General features: G+C 46.8%; 15 protein-coding genes. 9 read left to right on the top strand and 6 right to left on the bottom strand.

The window, feature by feature from the left end:
• Window positions 1-1,199: Calx-beta domain-containing protein (locus tag QUB51_RS04570; protein WP_333058357.1), on the top strand; the 1,199-nt coding region annotated here is incomplete at its 5' end.
• 459 nt (window positions 1,200-1,658) lie between these two features.
• On the opposite strand, the gene QUB51_RS04565 is transcribed toward QUB51_RS04570, so the two are convergent.
• Window positions 1,659-1,865: a DUF4129 domain-containing protein gene (locus QUB51_RS04565; RefSeq protein ID WP_333058356.1), complete on the bottom strand. Its 207-nt coding sequence runs from the start codon at window positions 1,863-1,865 to the stop codon at window positions 1,659-1,661.
• Window positions 1,866-2,693: 828 nt separating this feature from the next.
• On the opposite strand from QUB51_RS04565, the gene QUB51_RS04560 reads away from it, so the two are divergent.
• The 5 genes from QUB51_RS04560 to QUB51_RS04540 all read left to right on the top strand — a co-directional run bounded on the left by QUB51_RS04560 (window position 2,694) and on the right by QUB51_RS04540 (window position 7,825).
• Entirely contained in the window at window positions 2,694-4,421 is a 1,728-nt protein-coding gene (locus QUB51_RS04560) for a diflavin flavoprotein (protein ID WP_333207639.1), read from the top strand.
• Window positions 4,422-4,759: 338 nt separating this feature from the next.
• Entirely contained in the window at window positions 4,760-5,389 is a 630-nt protein-coding gene (locus QUB51_RS04555) for a hypothetical protein (protein ID WP_333058218.1), read from the top strand.
• Window positions 5,382-7,127, top strand: coding sequence for a diflavin flavoprotein (locus tag QUB51_RS04550; protein WP_333233753.1), 1,746 nt, complete (start codon window positions 5,382-5,384; stop codon window positions 7,125-7,127). Before QUB51_RS04555 ends, QUB51_RS04550 begins: the two co-directional genes overlap by 8 nt.
• A 159-nt stretch (window positions 7,128-7,286) precedes the next feature.
• The gene (locus tag QUB51_RS04545; protein ID WP_333260663.1) at window positions 7,287-7,490 is read left to right on the top strand and encodes a hypothetical protein; all 204 of its coding nucleotides are present in this window, start codon (window positions 7,287-7,289) and stop codon (window positions 7,488-7,490) included.
• Between the two features lie 80 nt (window positions 7,491-7,570).
• Window positions 7,571-7,825, top strand: a complete 255-nt coding sequence (locus QUB51_RS04540) for a type II toxin-antitoxin system HicB family antitoxin (RefSeq protein WP_333260660.1) — start codon at window positions 7,571-7,573, stop codon at window positions 7,823-7,825.
• A gap of 61 nt (window positions 7,826-7,886) precedes the next feature.
• Here QUB51_RS04540 and pgsA read toward each other — a convergent pair whose 3' ends face one another.
• The 5 genes from pgsA to QUB51_RS04515 all read right to left on the bottom strand — a co-directional run bounded on the left by pgsA (window position 7,887) and on the right by QUB51_RS04515 (window position 15,951).
• Window positions 7,887-8,405, bottom strand: coding sequence for a CDP-diacylglycerol--glycerol-3-phosphate 3-phosphatidyltransferase (pgsA, locus tag QUB51_RS04535; protein ID WP_333260657.1), 519 nt, complete (start codon window positions 8,403-8,405; stop codon window positions 7,887-7,889).
• A 359-nt stretch (window positions 8,406-8,764) separates the two neighbouring features.
• Window positions 8,765-9,610 (bottom strand): ADP-ribosylglycohydrolase family protein, encoded by an 846-nt coding sequence (locus tag QUB51_RS04530; RefSeq protein WP_333260654.1) that lies wholly within the window; start codon window positions 9,608-9,610, stop codon window positions 8,765-8,767.
• An 83-nt stretch (window positions 9,611-9,693) separates the two neighbouring features.
• Window positions 9,694-10,359 carry a sugar transferase gene (locus QUB51_RS04525; RefSeq protein WP_333058211.1) on the bottom strand — a complete coding sequence of 222 codons (666 nt, stop codon included), beginning with the start codon at window positions 10,357-10,359 and terminating at the stop codon, window positions 9,694-9,696.
• A gap of 319 nt (window positions 10,360-10,678) precedes the next feature.
• Window positions 10,679-15,034, bottom strand: a complete 4,356-nt coding sequence (locus QUB51_RS04520; RefSeq protein WP_333260651.1) for a hypothetical protein — start codon at window positions 15,032-15,034, stop codon at window positions 10,679-10,681.
• Window positions 15,035-15,729: 695 nt separating this feature from the next.
• Complete coding sequence (locus QUB51_RS04515; protein ID WP_333260648.1) at window positions 15,730-15,951, bottom strand: hypothetical protein; 222 nt, start codon at window positions 15,949-15,951, stop codon at window positions 15,730-15,732.
• A gap of 259 nt (window positions 15,952-16,210) precedes the next feature.
• On the opposite strand from QUB51_RS04515, the gene QUB51_RS04510 reads away from it, so the two are divergent.
• The 3 genes from QUB51_RS04510 to QUB51_RS04500 all read left to right on the top strand — a co-directional run bounded on the left by QUB51_RS04510 (window position 16,211) and on the right by QUB51_RS04500 (window position 18,576).
• Window positions 16,211-16,924 carry a Crp/Fnr family transcriptional regulator gene (locus tag QUB51_RS04510; RefSeq protein ID WP_190663937.1) on the top strand — a complete coding sequence of 238 codons (714 nt, stop codon included), beginning with the start codon at window positions 16,211-16,213 and terminating at the stop codon, window positions 16,922-16,924.
• Between the two features lie 90 nt (window positions 16,925-17,014).
• Entirely contained in the window at window positions 17,015-17,512 is a 498-nt protein-coding gene (locus QUB51_RS04505; RefSeq protein WP_333058207.1) for a universal stress protein, read from the top strand.
• Window positions 17,513-17,814: 302 nt separating this feature from the next.
• On the top strand, window positions 17,815-18,576 hold the full coding sequence (locus tag QUB51_RS04500; protein WP_333233756.1) for a DUF2232 domain-containing protein: 762 nt from the start codon (window positions 17,815-17,817) through the stop codon (window positions 18,574-18,576).
• The last annotated feature ends 47 nt before the right edge of the window (window positions 18,577-18,623 follow it).

The raw sequence follows: 18,623 nt of genomic DNA, 5'->3' as shown, positions 1-18,623 counted from the left end.
CGGAAACGGTCAATTTGGTGCTCTTCGGTGGCAATGTCGGCAGTAGTCCGTCAATTTTGACGATTAATGATGTGGCGGCCCCAACGCCGACGCCGACGCCGACTCCAACTCCGACATCTCCAAGTATCTTCCAGTTCACCCAACCAAATTACACGGTGGCTGAAGGCGGCGTGGTTACGATTGACGTTACTCGCACCGGCGGCACGGAGGCTGCATCGATTAACTACTCTACTCTCGACGGTTCGGCAAGTTCAACAGGCAGTGCACCTGATTACACTGGAACGGCGGCGGGGGTATTGAATTTTGCTGCGGGGCAAACTACCGCTAGTTTCACGGTGACGGCTTTGACTGATTCGATTTTGGAATCGCCGGAAACGGTCAATTTGGTGCTCTTCGGTGGCAATGTCGGCAGTAGTCCGTCAATTTTGACGATTAATGATGTGGCGACCCCAACGCCGACGCCGACGCCGACTCCAACTCCAGCAACATCAACAGCAACCCAGTTTGTTTTTAGTGCGGCTACTTTCACCACTCCAGAATCATCTGGCTTTGCTACGGTGACAGTCAATCGCATCGGCGCCACTACGGCTGCCGCAAGCATTGGCTACGGTACTCTTGACGGCACCGCCCTATCAACTGGAGGAAGTGCGGCTGATTATGCGTCTACTGCTGGTGTACTCAACTTTGCCCCTGGGGTAACTTCCACGACGTTCAACATCTTTGTCAATGCTGATACTGTGCCTGAAATGACTGAGATTGTTAACCTATTTCTCAACAGCGGCCCCGTCGGCACTCCGTCAACAGCACAACTACAGATTATTGACGGTAGCAGCAGTGCATCTGGCAATATCTTCGAGTATAGTGCGTCTAATTACGGATCGATCGCCACTCAGGGGGGCAACACAACGGTTACAGTTACCCGCTCAAGCGGCTTAGGTGCAGCATCGATTGATTATATTATTCTGGCGGGTACTCCAGGCGCCGGCCCTGCACCTGTATATGGTACCGACTACCTGCTTAACCCGGGCGGCCCCACTGGCGGCACGTTGTCCTTCGCCAACGGCCAACTCAGCCAAACCTTTACTATTGAAGACAACCCATTTAGTACCAATAATGGGATTGTGCGCTTAGGTCTTGCTAACCCCACTGCGGGCTACAGTTTCGGCAGTACAGCGGCAACAAGTATCACTCTCATCTAAGGCTGTTAGTAGGGCGAGCAATCCTTGCTCTACTAATATGTCCCGCAAGTAGTTAAATGCTTTTTATCAGTCTGATTCCTCACTACAGCTTTTTTCAAGAAAGCGAGGTACGCGGGTAAAATCTTCGCTGTGGGACAGTCGCTGGCACTGACAACTAATGGGATTCACCCACAGGGTCGATTGTGGGAGGTCTCGACCCGAATCCCATTGCTGGTGCTAGTTTCGTTGCCTTCAACCCATTGCTTAATTGGGTCTGATAGAACCATTTCAAGGTCGTACTCTTAGATGCTGCGCGCGTTATTCGAGTACGACCTTGAACCCTTGTATGTGGAAAGAATTAGATGGCGATTTGCCCTTGGGTGGGGGTTTTTGAGATTGTCGGTTTTTGGCAATAATTTTTGATAAAACCTGCCCCTAGAATTATTGATTGGATATTATTGTTTTTTTCCGCTTACCTACTTAATCCTTAATTTTTTGATAAGCTTGCTGACACTGTTCAAAGATTGAGGCGTCAGCTTCTCTATTCCCAAAATATAGTTGCTGATGTATTTTTATCAAAGTTTCGTAAGGCGCTGGCTGGGGTAATTGCTCGATTAATTGCAAATATTCGCCATCAGTGCGGCTGGGTTGGTGAATCGCGGTTCCCGCATCATTTAACCGCTGCAACCGCCATGTAAAGCAAGCAGCAAGCTTGGTGGTATTTCCCTTGCTGCTGCAACTTTTGCGATCGCAACAACAACTCTGCTACGGATAAATCTTTAATTGTTGTTTTGCACTGCCATCAGTTGTTTTATTCCTATTTTTGAAATTATGAATATAAAAACGCGACAGTTGCCAAATCCGCCAACTCGCCCAGACTGCGAGCAATGCTAAGATTAACCAAAAGGCTGCTTTAGCGATCGCCCCCAAGATGGGGGAATCAAACCAAGATGGCAATTAGACATTCGGTATATTTTGGGCAGTTTTTAGTTCCCACCACTCCTGCAATCGTTGTTGCGACTGTCCTAATTGCCAACCCAAATTAGTTTTATCAAAGGAACTTTCGGACATAGCTTTACTTCACTGAATCGATTTTGCCCTGTGGATTTGGGCTTTTTTTATTCGATCGTCTTACTGCACATTTTGTACAGCTTTTAAGTTGGTACTAACTAAGGAATGAGAATTAAATAACTTCCACTCTTGAAAGTGGGATGGGCGTCCCGCCCGTCATGAGTGGACGGGCGGGACGCCCATCCCACAATAACAATTAAAATTGTAAGTTATTTAATTCGCGATCCTAACTGACTGCTCGATCACAATTTCCATGCAAAACCAAGTTCGATCGGTTGGGCGATCGAACTTGGTTTCCATAGCACACATATTAGGTTTTTGTCAATACATAGAGATCAGTTTTGGGATGCTTAACTGAGTGATAGGAAATTTTATAAAGATTTACAAAAAAAACGTGTCAGAATGAAGACAATAAGGTAATGGGTAAAAGACAAGGAGGCACTGATGGTAGCGCTGACTGAACGAGTCCAACGCAGATTGACGGTGGAAAAAGTCGAAATTGCCTCTGACACAACGGCAATTCGATGCCTGGATTGGGATAGAGACCGCTTTGACATCGAATTCGGACTCAAAAACGGTACAACATACAACTCATTCATCATTCGCGGTGAAAAAACGGCCCTCGTGGATACCTCGCACGAGAAGTTTCGCCAGCAATACATGGAAACTCTAACGGGCGAAATTGACCCCAAAGAGATTGACTATCTAATTATCAGCCACACCGAACCAGACCACAGCGGTTTAGTCAAAGACGTGCTGGCGCTGGCACCCCAAGCGATTGTCGTGGGGGCGAAAGTAGCAATTCAATTTTTAGAAAACCTTGTACACCAACCATTTGAGCGATTGGTGGTCAAAAACGGGGACAAACTAGATTTAGGAAACGGCCACATTATCGAATTCGTATCGGCGCCGAACTTGCACTGGCCTGATACTATTTTCAGCTACGACAGCAAAACTCAAGTGCTGTTTACCTGCGACGCTTTCGGGATGCACTACTGTTCCGACAGCACCTTCGATGACGATTTAGCAGCAATTGAGGAAGATTACCACTTTTATTATGAGTGTTTGATGGGTCCCAATGCTCGATCGGTACTCGCTGCGATGAAGCGGATGGCAGAATTGGGAGAAATCGGTACAGTTGCGACCGGTCACGGGCCGCTGCTGCGGCACAATGTGGTGGAACTTACCGGACGCTACAAAAAGTGGAGCCAAGCGCAAGCTAAGGCAGAAACCACTGTAGCGGTATTTTACACCTCCGACTACGGATTTAGCGATCGACTCAGCCAAGCGATCGCCCACGGTATCACCAAAACAGGTGTCGCTGTGGAAATGATGGATTTGAGAATCGCCGACTTACAAGAAGTTGCGGAACTTGTCAGTAATGCTGCCGGTATCGTAATTTGTTCGCCACCGAGTGGCGGTACTGCTGCTGTAAATGCCGAAGCCGCAATCAACACAATTTTAGTTGCAGCTAACAACAAACAATCTTTCGGTTTGTGTGAATCCGGCGGCGGCGATGACGCATCGATTTACCCGCTGCGAAACAAGTTCAAAGAGTTGGGTTTAAAAGAAGCATTTCCCAACATTTTAATTAAAGAATCACCGACTGAAGCGAGTTATCAACTTTGCGACGAAGCCGGCACTGACTTAGGACAGTGGCTGACGCGGGACAAAGCAGTCAAACAGATGAAATCCCTCGACAGCGACCTCGATAAAGCTTTGGGAAGAATCAGCGGCGGACTGTACATCATTACCGCTCAAAAAGGCGAGGTTAGCGGTGCGATGCTAGCTTCTTGGGTAACGCAAGCCAGCTTTAAACCGCTGGGTTTAACAATAGCAGTTGCGAAGGATCGGGCGATCGAATCGATGATGCGCGCGGGAGATAAATTTGTTCTCAACGTGCTGGAAGAAGGCAATTATCAAACTTTGATGAGGCACTTTTTAAAGCGTTTTGCTCCTGGTGCCGATCGATTTGCCGGAGTTAAAACTCAACCAGCAACCAACGGTTCTCCAATTCTGACAGATGCTTTAGCTTACATGGAATGCGAAGTAGTCAGCCGGATGGAACTTTCGGATCATCATATCGTATATGCGATCGTTGATAGCGGCCGCGTATCCAATCCCGATGCACTGCCTGCTGTTCACCACCGCAAAGTGGGAAATCACTATTAGGAAGTCAGTTGACGGTTGACAGTTGTCAGTTGATAGTTGACAGTTGACTGTTGTCAGGTGCAAAGGGGAAATTCAACGATATATTGATTGACTGTCTGAGTCAACATACCCCAAACGTATTAGTAAGGTGCGTCAGCCGATGTTTTATTCGACTTCATCATCGACTATCTACTGACGCACCCTACAATTACAGTCCAGGACACAACTGGCTAGCCAAAAACTCTCAACTTTGGGTGCTTGTGGCGCACCTTACCGGCTTCTGGGTGTTGGGTGCGCCACCAGCAGCAAACCGGGCAAACCGTTGTCATTTAGACTTCATTTTAATAGGGGAATTGCCAATGCCTGCCAATCTTTTAGAAGACCGAGATTACACAATTATTATTGCCAGAAGCGATGCCAGCAGAGACCCTCACCATCCTTGGTACGAGGATTGGGTAGAAGCACAGGCATCTCTGATCGACTTAGCAAAAAAATGTCAGCAATTTGACAGCGACGGCATCACCGTTTACGAAGCTTCTACTCCTATGTGGAAGTATCAAAATTCCAATGTTGCGCGGTTAGCTCAAATTTTGCAGCGACAAAATACGGAACCGGATTCAGAAAACCCCACTGCAATTAATTTGGAAGAAGCTCTGAAAGCAACTTTTAGTGATTATTTTGCAAGCAAACCAAATGCCAAAGGGAAAAACGGAACAATAATTGTTGCAGTTTTAGATCAAAAACCCGAAAATACCGCTGCTGTTGCCGAAATTCTTGTAAGTGCGGCAAATAAAATAGATAAAGATGAAGAAATTGGAGTGAGCTTTATCCAAATTGGCGACGATTTGAAAACCAGGGAATTTCTGATTGACCTGGATACCAATTTACAGGGTAGAGGTGCAAGGTTTGACATTGTAGATACCAAGTTTTGGCACGAAATCAAAAGAAGTTCTGTAGTTCAGTTTCTCATAGGTGCAATAAATGACTAATACTTTGACTCCTAGACTCGCATCGGATGCCAAACCCCGCGATGTGCAGTTTATCCCGATCGCACTCGATACTTTTATTGTGCGATCGCGCACTTGGGACAGACTCAAATTTGAAGTCGAGTATTCGCTGCAAAAGGGGACGACAGCCAATAGCTATATTATTCAAGCTGACAAAACTGCTTTGTTCGATCCGCCGGGGGAATCTTTTACTCAAAATTACATCGATTTTTTACAGCAACGGGTGGACTTGACCAAGCTGGATTACATAATTTTGGGGCATTTCAATGCTAACAGATCAGTAACAATTAAAGCTCTGTTAGAATTAGCTCCTGAAGCAGCTTTGGTTTGCACGAATCCAGCAGCAATTAGTTTGCGCGCCGCTTTCCCCGACCAAGAATTAAACATTATGGTCGTTCGGGGAGAGGAAACTCTCAACTTAGGAAAAGGTCACGCCTTAAAATTCATCGCGACTCCGACTCCCCGCTGGCCTGACCAACTTTGCACCTACGATCCGCACACTCGAATCGTGTTCACTGACAAACTATTTGGAGCTCACGTTTGCGGCGACCAAGTATTTGATGAAGGGTGGAGCGTTTACAGCGAAGATCGGCGCTATTATTACGATTCCCTGCACGCATCTCAGGCAAAACAAGTGCTGACGGCAATGGATAAATTCGCCGATTTACCCGCAGCATTTTATGCTCCCGGTCACGGCCCGATCGTCCGTTACGGCCTTAATGAACTGAGCAATTTGTATCGGGAATGGAGCCAGCAACAAAATTCAAAAGACTTGACAGTTGCTTTGATTTATGCTTCGGCTTACGGAAATACGGCTACTTTAGCGCAGGCGATCGCCAAAGGAATTACGAAAGCCGGCGTGGCGGTGGAAAGTATTAACTGCGAATTTGCCGAACCGGGAGAAATTCAAGAGGCGATCGAAAAATGCGCGGGATTTATCATCGGAACTCCCACGCTAGCAGGACACGCTCCGACGCAAATTCAAACTGCTTTGGGAATTGTTTTATCTACAGCAACTAAGAGCAAACTAGCGGGGGTTTTCGGTTCTTTTGGCTGGAGTGGAGAGGCGATCGACTTAGTGGAAAATAAGCTGAAAGATGCCGGCTATCGAATTGGATTTGAGCCGATTCGAGCCAAATTTAAGCCGACGGCGGCGACGATTCACGAGTGTAAAGAAGCGGGAACGGATTTTGCTCAAGCTTTGATTCGATCGCAAAAATTGCGGGCACCGAAACCGCAGTTAGCAGCCGGTAGCGATCGCACTGAACAAGCAGTAGGGAGATTGGTTGGTTCGCTGTGCGTACTCTCGGCGAAGCGGGGGGAGGTAGCCAGTGCGATGCTGGCTTCGTGGGTGTCGCAAGCAACATTTAATCCGCCCGGTGTGACGATTGCGGTGGCGAAAGATCGATCGATCGAAGCTTTGATGTACGCCGGAGATAAGTTTGTGCTGAATATCTTAGCCGAAGGGCGACAGTTGCGGAAGTATTTCATGAAAAACTTTGCTCCGGGAGAAGACAGATTTGCGGGAGTCGAAACAATGGAAGCTAGCAACGGCTGTCCGGTTTTGACTGATGCTCTAGCTTATCTCGAATGCGAAGTGATAAGTCGGATGGAATGCGGCGATCACTGGGTAGTTTATGCAGCAGTTGAAAACGGTCATTTGCTGAAAAATGACGGCGTGACAGCGGTGCACTATCGGAAATCTGGGAGCCATTATTAAGGGGAAGTAATCTTGATAAACCTCGCTTTTCCCCCAGTCCGCCGGGGGTTTAAACCCCCGGCTAATAGCAAAAGTCCTCTTTAGAGGACTGATGATTTTAATAGTTAATCGGTAGGGTGCGTCGCTCCGAGATATTGGATAAAACTTGAAGATTGACGGGTGGCGACGCACCAAACAGCAGGCGATCGCTTTTCTTGTGTGTACTACATATACATGGAATATGCTGTATTTGCTAAAGATGGTGTTGAAGAAATCCTAAATCTTCAACCCAAAGGCTCGCAAGCCAAAGCCTATCAAGTCAGGCAAATTCGTGAGGTAATTCTCAAACACCAACTAGGAGGTGCAAACGATGCTTCGCTATGAAATTATCCTCTACTGGAGTCAATCGATTTTAGATTTTAGATTTTAGATTTTAGATTGACCCCACGGATAAATGCGGGGGCTTGAGGATTTTAGATTTTCGATTTTGGATTGATTCCACGGATAAATCCGGGGGCTTGTACCATCAAGAAATTCCTGGTCAAGAAGACCAAGTATTTATTGCCGAAGTGCCGGAATTACCAGGATGCGCTGCAGATGGCGAAACTTATCAAGAAGCACTACAAAATATAGAGATTGTTATGCAGGAGTGGATTGAGACGGCTCAGGAATTGGGGCGTTCTATTCCTCAACCGAAAGATCGCTTGATTTCGGCTTAGTTTAATAGGAATTAAACTCGTTACCAGGAATAGCTTGGGAACAAGTAATCAAGAAGGTAGCTTACTTTTCCTCACCAGTCTTTTCCGGCCACAGATAAATAGCGCCAGAAATCAAAGTTAAAGCCACAGAAACCCAAAAAGCAATTAATGCGGGAAAATTCCACGCTTCAGACAAAGGAGCAATTAAAAGTGCGATCGCCACAATCTGACTCACCGTCTTCAACTTCCCCCAAATATTAGCTCCCGAAATCGTAGTTTTATTAACACGCCACCCCGCAATTGTCAACTCCCGACCAAAAATCAAAAACACTCCCCAAGCCGGGATTTTCCCCAACTCAATCAACACTAAAAGCGGCGCGAGCACCAACAATTTATCCACCAGAGGATCGAGAAACTTACCCAAATCCGTAATTTGATTCAACTTCCTAGCCAAATAGCCGTCCAGCCAATCAGTAGCCGCAGCTATCACAAAAATTGCGGTGCAAATCCAGCGGCTTTGCGCGCTTGGGTCGTACAAACCGTAGAGCAGAAAAGGCACTCCCAGTAAGCGAGAAAAAGTAATCAAATTAGGCAAATTCATAATAGATACGGCTAAGGCAAACTGGAAAATTAAACAAAGGTATGTAGTTGCGCTTTAGCGCTCTTAGCTTAAGAAAGAGCGCCCAAGCGCAACTACATACATAAAATTTAACCCTATTTGTGACAGTTGGCCTTAATCTTAATAGAAAGAAGTTCGGCAACGCGCCGTGAATGCGGATTTAACGGATGTAACAGATATCAGGAAGAAGTCAATCGATTTTAGATTTTAGATTTTAGATTTTAGATTTTAGAATTGAAGCATTGACCCCACGAATAAATACGTTCGGCAAGTTTCATCGGATACAGGTTTTTTATTTCTGGACGGATGAATCACGTGGCGGGTATCCTGGATGCTTTCGGTCAGAAGTCGATCGTGCAATTCATTAACTGTCGATCCAGTTCTATGATATAATCTCTGCCATAAGATTGATTTTCTAATCCTTGTACCAGATTTTCTGGCAGGTCTTGGGCAATTTCACTGCTACAGGAACCAGCCGCTAAAGCAATAGTGGCTACTGTATCCACATCTCCAGAAAAGGCAATGCAATCTTGGAGCAGTTTGCTCATACTATCATTTCGCATGATCGCAGTAATAGCTGCTCTAACACAGACCAAACCTTTAACGCTGACTTGTCCTTGCCAAGGTATCGACCACTCACCAGGGACGTGCTTTTCTAGAAAATTTCCCAAATTCTTCTTTAAACCTAGCTGATAAATAAAGTAATGGGACATCAAAGCGGCCGCTATAGCTGCATTAATGCCATCTGGACTATTGTGGGTAATTGCAGCTTGAATGGTGGCATTTTCGATGACTTTTTCAATAGTAGGAAAAATGCCAATGGGGCCGGATCGCATCGCCGATCCGCTTTTATCGCTAGCGGAGTGCATTTTTTCTAAGAATTCTTTGCCGTCTTGAACTTGCAGCAAAAAATTGTACATTTTACCAGCATAACCAAATCGCCGATCGCGGTGAAAAGCTGCAACAAATTTGCTGGCTAAAAGTTCGGGCGTCCAAGGTTCTCGGCTGACGATAGCTTCTGCGACGGCTAAACTCATCTGCGTATCGTCCGTGTAACATCCAGGCTGGATATCGTGACGGGGATGCTGGATGTAGCCGTTGAGATTGTTGTACATTGCGATCGTCTGCTGGTCAACAAATTCAAAACCCGCACCGTAAGCGTCACCAATCGCTAATTCTATTAACATATATTTAATGTGTTTCCTACTATTTCATCCCGTGTTTTTTCCTAAATTTTAAAATCAAAAAACAACCCAAAACAGCAAGTCTATTAACACGCACCATTTTTGCTGAAGACAACCAAAATTGTTTTGCAAATCAGAGTGATGTCGTAGACAATAGACCACTTGCCCTGATAGTCGAGATCCATGCGGACAATCTCGTCAAAGTCTTTAACTCTAGACCGTCCGTTGACTTGCCACTCCCCAGTCAGACCGGGTTTGACATTTAAACGTTGCCAGTGGAACTCGTCATAGGCAGCCACTTCATCGGGAGTTGGCGGTCGAGTTCCCACTAAACTCATGTCGCCAACTAACACATTCCAGAATTGAGGTAACTCGTCCAAACTCGTGTTCCGCAAGAAGCGGCCGACGCGGGTAATTCGCGGGTCATTTTCATTCTTAAAAATGTGACCCTTGGCTTGGTTGCTAACTAAATGTTTGAGATTTTCTGCACCGACAACCATCGATCGAAATTTCCATATTCTGAAATGTCGCCCTTTGAAGCTGCAGCGGACTTGACTGTACAGCAGCGGGCCCGGATTGTCCAACAGCATCGCCACAGCCACCGGCACCGCCACCACAGCAGCAATTGCCAGTCCCAGCAGCGCACCCAAAATATCGATCGACCGTTTTACCTTGCTCGTTACGGATCGGTGAGCGTGTTGTTTTGATACACAGACATTGTAAGTAGATTCTGGAAAACATAACGACATCATTTCTGATAATAATGATTTCGACGAGGCACCCATCGGAAATTTCATATCATTTGTCTCAACTTTAACGATCTCTTACGTCCATCTTATTAGCCATCCCAAATCTGCTGAACCTGAAATACTCAGCTTTGCACAATCTTTAAAAAGCAATCACACTTTTATAAAGTTTCTATGTATTTTTTATAAAAACGTATAAAGTTTCTGTAAACTTACGTAAATTTACAGAAAAAAGTTAGTCCGGGACGCAAAAAAACCTGGTTTCGGCTAGGACTCTTCCCGGAAGACAGGGAGGATTCTACTGAGAAACCGGGTTTTTTGCCGTTTAGCGATAAATATCGGTGCGAACATCCCAAGCAAGTGTTAGCGGTTCTAACAATTTTTGCTGGCTGCTAGAGGCGAGTTTGCCTAAATATTTGCGAACAACAAAGGCGTGTTCGAGATTCAAACGATAACCGCGTGAGACATCTTCAAAGAAAAGCGGCTCAGCCCAAATTTCTTCCCAATCAGGATTTTGCCTTGACTCCTCGGCAAGCAGGATGAAATCTTCCTCCGCAGGCACAAGTCCCGCCGGCAAATTTCCTTCCAAAATCCGCAAAATCCGGGGTTCGCAGGTGCGGGTATTCACGCCTTGGCCCTCCAACAACTGCAAAATTTCCTGAAAGCTCAAAGTTTCCCCGCCCAAAACCTTCATTAATTCCCACAGCAGAAAAAAGTCGCTGTACTGCTGCTGCGACACATCCAAAATGTGAGGATAGAGAGCCAAACTCGCTAACCCGCAGGCAACTCGACCAATTTTTTGGGAACTTGTACTTTGAGATACAGAATTTAATGCAGAATTGTGAATCTCAAAAATATCTCGATCGCCCTGCAATTCCTGGTCTTGAACCACGATCGCATTCGGCAACTTCTGCCGCAACCAGCGGGCAATCGCAGGCCAAGCACCCATACCCCCCGCACAAATCGCCTGATTAATCCCCGCCGGCGACATTCCCGCGCGGCTGAGCAAAGCATTCAATTCACGGTTCAACTGCTGCACAAAAGGCACTAAAACCAGACTTTCCAAATCTTTGCGCTTCACATCCCAATGCTGCTGACCAATATCCAAAGCAAAACTTTTTTGATGTTGCAAAGTAACTTTTATTTGTCTTGCCGCCTCTAACAATTGCAGGCCAAAAGCAGAACCTTGTAACCGCTGCTGCAATTGATAGCGACTCGGCAAATCTGGATGGCCAGGACGTGGCAAATCGATCGACATTCCCCAAGTTTCATTTTTAGCCAACAACTGACAGATAATATCCTGATCGAAAGCATCGCCAGCCGCATCAAAACTGTGGCAAGTAAAATCAGCACGAGTTAAATCTTGAAGATTAGACGGCAACTCAACTAAAGCTAATTCCACCGTCGCCGCCCCCGCATTCAAAATCAAAGTTCCCCCGCTAAAAGACGAAGCATTCACAGTCAGCGGTGCAGCTTCTTCAGTGCCCTTAGCAGAATCCACGGCTGACGACTCGACTTCCATGTCATTTTTCACAGGAGTTACAGCAGCAAGCAAAGTGGCGATCGCATCTTCCACCACAAAAATTTGCGAACCAGAAGCCACCAGAGACGCACCCAAAACCGCCTCCCGCAGATTAAACCGATAAACATCCGACCAGCCGGCCGGAGTCCCCAAAATTACACCCTGCAAGTCTAAAAGCGCCGCATCAAGAGTTTCTGGCGTCAGTCCCGAAGCCCTACAAATTAAATTAGAAACTGGCAATCCTGCAAAATTCGCCCTTGGTGCAGAATCCAAAATTTCCCCCGATTCGGCAAATTTTTGTCCCCGCAAACTCGGATTCAAAGTAGCCAGCAGCGCCCGCACACATTGCAGCGGCAAGGCGATCGAAAAAGCCTGCAAGGGATCCCACTGCAACAGCGGTTCGTACATCCCAGCAGCCTCCCGCTGATAAGGAATGCCCACCTTTAGAGGCAATTTAAAATTTTCCAGTAAAAATTCTCCTGCAGGCAAAGCCTGGGGTCGGAATCCCACCGACTTGACTGTCACCTCTGACCCTGGGCTACCTGGGGATGTTTGGGTCAGCACCGCAGCCGAGGGAATCCGACAACTGGCGTCTGCTGGCCAAGCCTCAGCCTGCGATGCTTCCCAGTAAATCGGGTGCAATTCGCCACTGGTGCGATCGAGTAAAGCCGCAGACAGGCCGCTGGAACCAAAATCAATGCCCAAATACCAGCTAGAATTCCGGCGTTGTCGGGATGGGGCGATCGCACCTGCTGCAGAATGCCCAGCCGCCTCTTGCTGCTGTGTTTCGGCAAACTCGCTAAAATCGGTTTTCCCCTCAACAACTCCTGCTTTACTCTCTGTCGAAATTAGGTTTTTTTTTTGACTTTCTGGAGGACTCGATCGCAGTTCGTTAGTTTCGGCAGTTTCTGGAGGGGGAGAATCAGTCAAAGGTCGATCGGTTTCGGTCAAACTAGCCAAAATCTCGTCTAGCGTCAAATTCGAGTCGTCTTCCTCAGCCAACAAATCATCCTCAAGTTCGTCTTCCAAAACAAAAGGTTGATCATCCGAGGATAGTTCCAAAACATCGGAGAACAAATCCTCCAGCGTGCCGAGTTCTTCCTCTGCCACCTCGGCAAAGGGATTGTTTGCAATGCCTTCGGGGGAACTCGCCGATAAATCCAAGCTGTTAGCGACTGAGAAATTCGATCGCCGGGAGCTAGTATTTTCCACTTCCTCCAGATTGTAGAGGTCTGCCTCCAAAAGTTCCAGAGTGTTGTTGTCCAAATTTAGAGCTCGATCGAGGTCATCTTCTAATTCCTCTATCGGCAGCAAATCCTCGTCCGGCGAAGCTTGGATGTACTCCTCATCGAGTCGCTGCGACGAAGTGCCGGACTCGCCAGTTTGAACCTCACCGATACTTGGCACATGAGACTCGGCACTGGGGAGGTTTGGGCTAATTTCGGCTGGCGTTCTCAACGGCAAAGGTGGCGATTCAGGCATCGCAGCGTCGAACTGCTCGCCTTGGTTTTGACCCGTTTCTAGATTTTCTCGATCGTCCCCGTCAATTTTCACCTCAGCAGTTGAGGCTGGTGCTTCTGACACTTCAGCTACTGTTTCCACTTGCGGTTCAAATAAATCTGCACTATCTAAAGTTAGAGACTCTACAGAATTCCCCATTACAAAGTCTGAATTTTCATCTCCTAAAATCTCTTCCAAAGATTCGCCTTCATCCAGCAGATTTACAAACAAATCTTCGGTCATTTTTAGCGATTCGGCAGTTTCCAGATCCGTCGTCGCTCGGTATTCTAAGCCTTCTGTTTTTGTCTTGATTTCAGTATTTTCTACCAGGAAACTTTCGACTTGTAATTCTACTTCAGGAACCGCTTCTCCCGCGAACAAACTTGCATACAAATCCTCAATCTCTTCGTTTGTTTCTGTAAACCTATTGTCCGATTCTTCCCCCGTATCTAGAGTTGAATTTTGAGATGTTTCGGGTGTAGAACCCAACAAATTATCTTCCAACTCCGGGAGCAAAATTGGGGATTGAATGCGATCGCGTTCGCGCCTCAACTGTCTGAATTGCGGAGAAATTTCTGTACCGGCGTAGGGAAATCTGTCTTGTTCTCCGAATTCGCCGGTGCGAATGGACTGCACCGAGTCTCCCGTCTGAGTCTCTGGGGCTGAGTGTTCGATCGCAGTATTTGAAAGGGCTGGAGCGACAGGAGATCGATCGGCTGCGGTTGGGGTGACGGTTTCGAGATTATTTGCTAAATCGATCGGCTGTTGAACGTAGGAAGAAGCTTCTCGCCCCAACTGTGCAGCTAAATGGTTGACCAAAGCCGCGAACATCGCCTCGCTCTGCTGGTTCAAACCGTACATATTTTCGAGTTCTTGTCTCAAGGAAGCTTGATAGCTTTGCAGATTTGCTTGCAAAGCCTCGAACACGATAGCCATCCTCGAATCGAGGCTCATCAGCAGACTGTCAGCATGAGATTGGAAAAGTTGCATTTGCTCCAACCTCTGAGCCGGCGTCAGCAGCGGGTGTTCTTCTGAGGTTTGTCGGTGAAGTGTTACGTCAATAGCCGATTCTTCATCAGGCGCACTGCCCAAAGAGTATGGTGCTGAGATACTTTGCAATAACTGATTTTCTAGGGAATTTAGAATTTGGGAGAAATCGCTAGTCAAGGTTTCTTCCAAGCGGGCACTCAGTACCTGCAAAAATTCAGCAATGATTTGCTGTTGGTTGGCTTGTTGCTGAGCTAGGGATTGTTGCTGCTGCCGTTTTGCTTCTAGCTGTTTGATTTCTTGAATGAGAGCTTGCTGCTCTTGCCGCAGAGCTTCTATGTCTTCTTGGAGCGGCCCTGTCAGGCTGGAACGCAGGTGGCTGATTTCTCCGGTTACTGCCAGCATGATTTGCTCTGCTGCTGAGGGGCCAGGGGGGGGCAGAGGCACTTTGGGTACTGGAACTGGTTCGGGGCGGACATTTTGGCGGGCCGCGGCCTTTGGGGCCGTTAGCTTTGAGTCTGAGGAAACCAGATAAGCGCGAACTCGCTCTAAAAGTTGGCGCTGGTGGACAGTATCAAGAGAACCCGTCCAAGGCAAGCGGGGTGCGGGCTTGCTGAGTACCTCGTCTATCTCAGCAATCAGTGCTTGAATTTTGTACTTCTGAGAATTCAAGGGCGGAACCTCTGGGAATGCGGCTTGGGAGAAACTTTACCGACAAAAGACTGAAGTCAATCGATTTTAGATTTTAGATTTTAGATTTTAGATTGAAGCATTGACTTGCGCGAGATAAATACGTTCGGCAAGTTTCTCGGATACAGGTTTTTTATTTCTGGACGGATGAATCCGGGGGCTTGTATCCTGGATGCTTTCGCTCAATAATTCACTAATATTTTCTGACAACAGTTAATTAACCTTTTGTCTTCGGATAACTTCTATTGCCTATCATAGGTTAACCGGTACTTCCGCACCAAATGCCCGCTTCTATCAATTGCAAGTGCTTTCAAATTCTGCGACTCAGGGGCGAGTTTCCTGACCCGGAGGCTGATTCCTGCTCGGAATAGCTGTGATCCCGACCAACTTTTGCCTTCACCCGCTTGAACAAAGAGCCCCACACTGTCACCGCGAGTTTCGTTAGGATGTCTGCGCGCCACTGTCTCTTCATTTTTCACCGACTTGGAAAAAACCTCAAACAATTTGCGATTTGGGATACCGAGATTCGGGATTATCCCCGTATACTGGATTTGAGTAACCTTTAATTATAGCCTATTATCTGTATTCATGGCTAGATACTAATGGTACAATAATCTTGGGTAGCAGAAAATTTTGCTGGGAAGTGGGAGGGTTTCGCTCGCCAAGAGCGCCAGTATTTAGGCTTGCAATGGCTGTGGATTTTGCCGATCGTGCTGACATTGGCCAGATTCTAGGCAGTTGCTCGGATTTGGGATCTGTCTGCCGTGGCACCCCTTGCGATCGTGGATTCTGCCTTCTCGAAAGCAAGGCCGAGTGACAACAAATCTCTCAGCAGTGTTAAGCTTGTCTTCGCGAAGTGCTTTCAAAGGTAATTCGATCGGCTCAGTCGTTTGCCACATAGCTAAAATTTTGTTAATAAAATTTGCTCAGTGGTATGTATCTAAAAAATTATGGTATATTCTTTAGTTTCTAGCTCCCAATCAGAGCTTGAGGCTATTAATTACCATATTGAGCCTTTGACCGCAAAACTTTAGAGGTAAAATTGCCGATTTTAGATCCTTGTTTCTCAAATCTGGAATCTCAAATCGAATGACTCGGCTGCAAGCTATTTGTAACTGCCCAGCGCAGCTCAAGCGCATAAATTAAAATGATGGCCTCATGGAAGACCGCTTTAACACCCGAGACCCGAATTCTAATATAAATCAATTGATAGTTTCTACTCCTTTTTTTGCAGGATTACCCGATCCTGTAATCGAGAGAGCAACTGTCCACATCGTTACCCGAAGTCATCCGTCAAATCAAGTGATTTTACTCGAAAATGACTGGGGAACATCAGTGTATTTTATATTGGATGGTTGGGTGAAAATTCGCACCTACAACCTAGACGGAAAAGAAGTAACACTGAATATTTTAGGGAAAGGAGAATTATTCGGGGAAATGGCCGCGATCGAAGAAGCACCGCGATCGACAGATGTGATCACCCTAGCCCCGACACTGATCGGCAATATGCCATCTCAGGATTTTGTGCAGCTCATTCATACCGAGCCTCTAGCAGGCATTCGCCTAGCTCAACTGATGGCGCGTCGCCTGCGACAAGTCAACCGCCGCCTGCGTTTACGAGAGTCCGACAGTACCTCGCGAGTAGCAGATATTCTCTTATTTTTGGCCGAAGGGCAAGGCAAAAAAATCCTGGAAACAGGAGGTACAGAAATACCGAACCTGCCACACAGAGAATTAAGCAGCCTCAGCGGGCTGGCTCGCGAAACAGTAACGCGAGTGCTCAGCAAGCTGGAAAAAAAAGGAACTATTCAGCGCGAACGTGACGTTTTGTGCATTCCCGACCTGCACGCCTTAGAGCGTCTGTTAGTCTAGAAGTATCAGAGTTTGCTTTTATTGAATCTAATTCAAAAGCACTCTCTGTTAACTAAGTGATATTAATGATTTCCTGCAGGAGGTAAAGCTGTGAGTTTTAAGAAAATTTTCGCCGCCTTAGATGATTCTGAACTGGGCCACCGTGTTTTCACGCAAGCTTTAGAATTAGCTCTGAACGATCGCGCCCAGGTGATGCTATTTAACTGCGTTACTGTCAGCACGCTGGGGGAGACGGCAGTGCCAATTCCGGTAGATTTGGGCATGAATGTCGAGTTAATGGATCAAGCTTATCAAGCTCAACGTTTGCGGCTGGAAAGCGACGTAAAACACGCTTCGGGTTTGCTAAAAAATTACTGCGACGCTGCAGCAAAAAAAGGATTGCAGGTAGAATTTGACTGCAAAAAGGACGGCGATCCGGGGCATTGTATCTGTGAAGCAGCCGAAAATTGGGGCGCAGATTTAATAGTATTGGGGAGGCGCGGCCGCACGGGGTTCGCAGAAGCTTTCCTCGGCAGTGTCAGCAATTATGTCGTTCACCACGCATCTTGTTCGGTTTTGGTAATCCAGGAAGGCAAAATTGAAAAATAATGCTGCTGAAAATGTTTGCTGAAAAAATCGATCGAAAATACAGCACTTTCCAGGTAAGTGAAGTACAGAGAAACCGGGTTTCTTGAATAAAACCGATTTCTGGCGAGAAATCCAGAAGAAACCCGGTTTCTGGGGTGTACTTTATAAACCTGGAATCCGCTGTAAGACTTCCGCTCCTGGCTGATTCCCGGTTTCTGCGAGCAATATTAAATTTGGCGGCGAGGCATCCAAACACTGAAACCGGGAATCAGCCGTATCGGGGGCCAGTCCCGTAAAATCTAAAATCTAAAATCTAAAATCGGATGAGTGATTTTTTGTCAGCAGATGCTGCGTCTAATTCGGGTAGTTCACCCAGTACAAATAACGAGCCCCAAACCGCCGATATTTCAGCAATGACTGGCGATCGCCCAAATCCCGATCCGGGGAAGCACATCTCTGGGGAAGCGCCTTTAAGGCTGGTAGAAACGGCTTTTTTGGCAAGTACCGCTAGCTTAATTTGGCTGGTAAATTATTACTTTCCGCTGGGGCCTTTGCTGCGGGTTTTTTTTCCGATACCCATCGCCCTGGTTTACTTGCGCTGGGGCAACCGAGCAGCTTGGATGGCAGCTTTGGTATCGGGTTTGCTGCTGTCGGTACTCATGGGCCCGACGCGGAGCATTTTATACGTGATGCCTTTTGGAATTATGGGAGTTGCGCTGGGAGGACTTTGGAGGCGCAAAGCGAGTTGGTCACTCTCTATTAGTGTGGGCGCTCTCATTGGTACTGTCGGCTTCTTTTTTCGGTTTTGGCTGCTGTCAGCGTTGGTGGGTCAAGACCTCTGGGTTTACGTAACGGCCCAGGTAACAGAGATGGTGGAATGGGTGTTTGTGAAGCTGGGCTGGCTTAATGTACCGAGTTTGAACACAATTGGGGCGATCGCAGCCGGGATGATTTTAGTTAACAATATTGTCTATTTATTTGTAGTGCATTTAGTAGCTTTGCTGCTATTAGATCGTTTGGGAAACCCAATTCCGCGCCCACCAAGCTGGGTGGAAGTTTTGATCGATTATAACGATCAAGCATGAAAACCCCGTGACTTTAGTCCGGGGAAGAAAAACAGAAGGAGGCTAAA

The sequence above is a fragment of the Microcoleus sp. AT8-A3 genome (assembly GCF_036705675.1).
In the GTDB taxonomy this organism is placed as follows: domain Bacteria; phylum Cyanobacteriota; class Cyanobacteriia; order Cyanobacteriales; family Microcoleaceae; genus Microcoleus.
The sequence above is the reverse complement of the archived record's forward strand: the minus strand, read 5'-3'. Positions and strand labels throughout refer to the sequence as shown.

Excerpts from the sequence above, each read along its gene's own strand:
- QUB51_RS04560 (WP_333207639.1), top strand. The coding sequence starts at position 2,694 with ATGGTAGCGCTGACTGAACGAGTCCAACGCAGATTGACGGTGGAAAAA.
- QUB51_RS04555 (WP_333058218.1), top strand. The coding sequence starts at position 4,760 with ATGCCTGCCAATCTTTTAGAAGACCGAGATTACACAATTATTATTGCC.
- QUB51_RS04550 (WP_333233753.1), top strand. The coding sequence starts at position 5,382 with ATGACTAATACTTTGACTCCTAGACTCGCATCGGATGCCAAACCCCGC.
- pgsA (WP_333260657.1), bottom strand. The coding sequence starts at position 8,405 with ATGAATTTGCCTAATTTGATTACTTTTTCTCGCTTACTGGGAGTGCCT.
- QUB51_RS04530 (WP_333260654.1), bottom strand. The coding sequence starts at position 9,610 with ATGTTAATAGAATTAGCGATTGGTGACGCTTACGGTGCGGGTTTTGAA.
- QUB51_RS04525 (WP_333058211.1), bottom strand. The coding sequence starts at position 10,359 with ATGATGTCGTTATGTTTTCCAGAATCTACTTACAATGTCTGTGTATCA.
- QUB51_RS04515 (WP_333260648.1), bottom strand. The coding sequence starts at position 15,951 with ATGTGGCAAACGACTGAGCCGATCGAATTACCTTTGAAAGCACTTCGC.
- QUB51_RS04510 (WP_190663937.1), top strand. The coding sequence starts at position 16,211 with ATGGAAGACCGCTTTAACACCCGAGACCCGAATTCTAATATAAATCAA.
- QUB51_RS04500 (WP_333233756.1), top strand. The coding sequence starts at position 17,815 with ATGAGTGATTTTTTGTCAGCAGATGCTGCGTCTAATTCGGGTAGTTCA.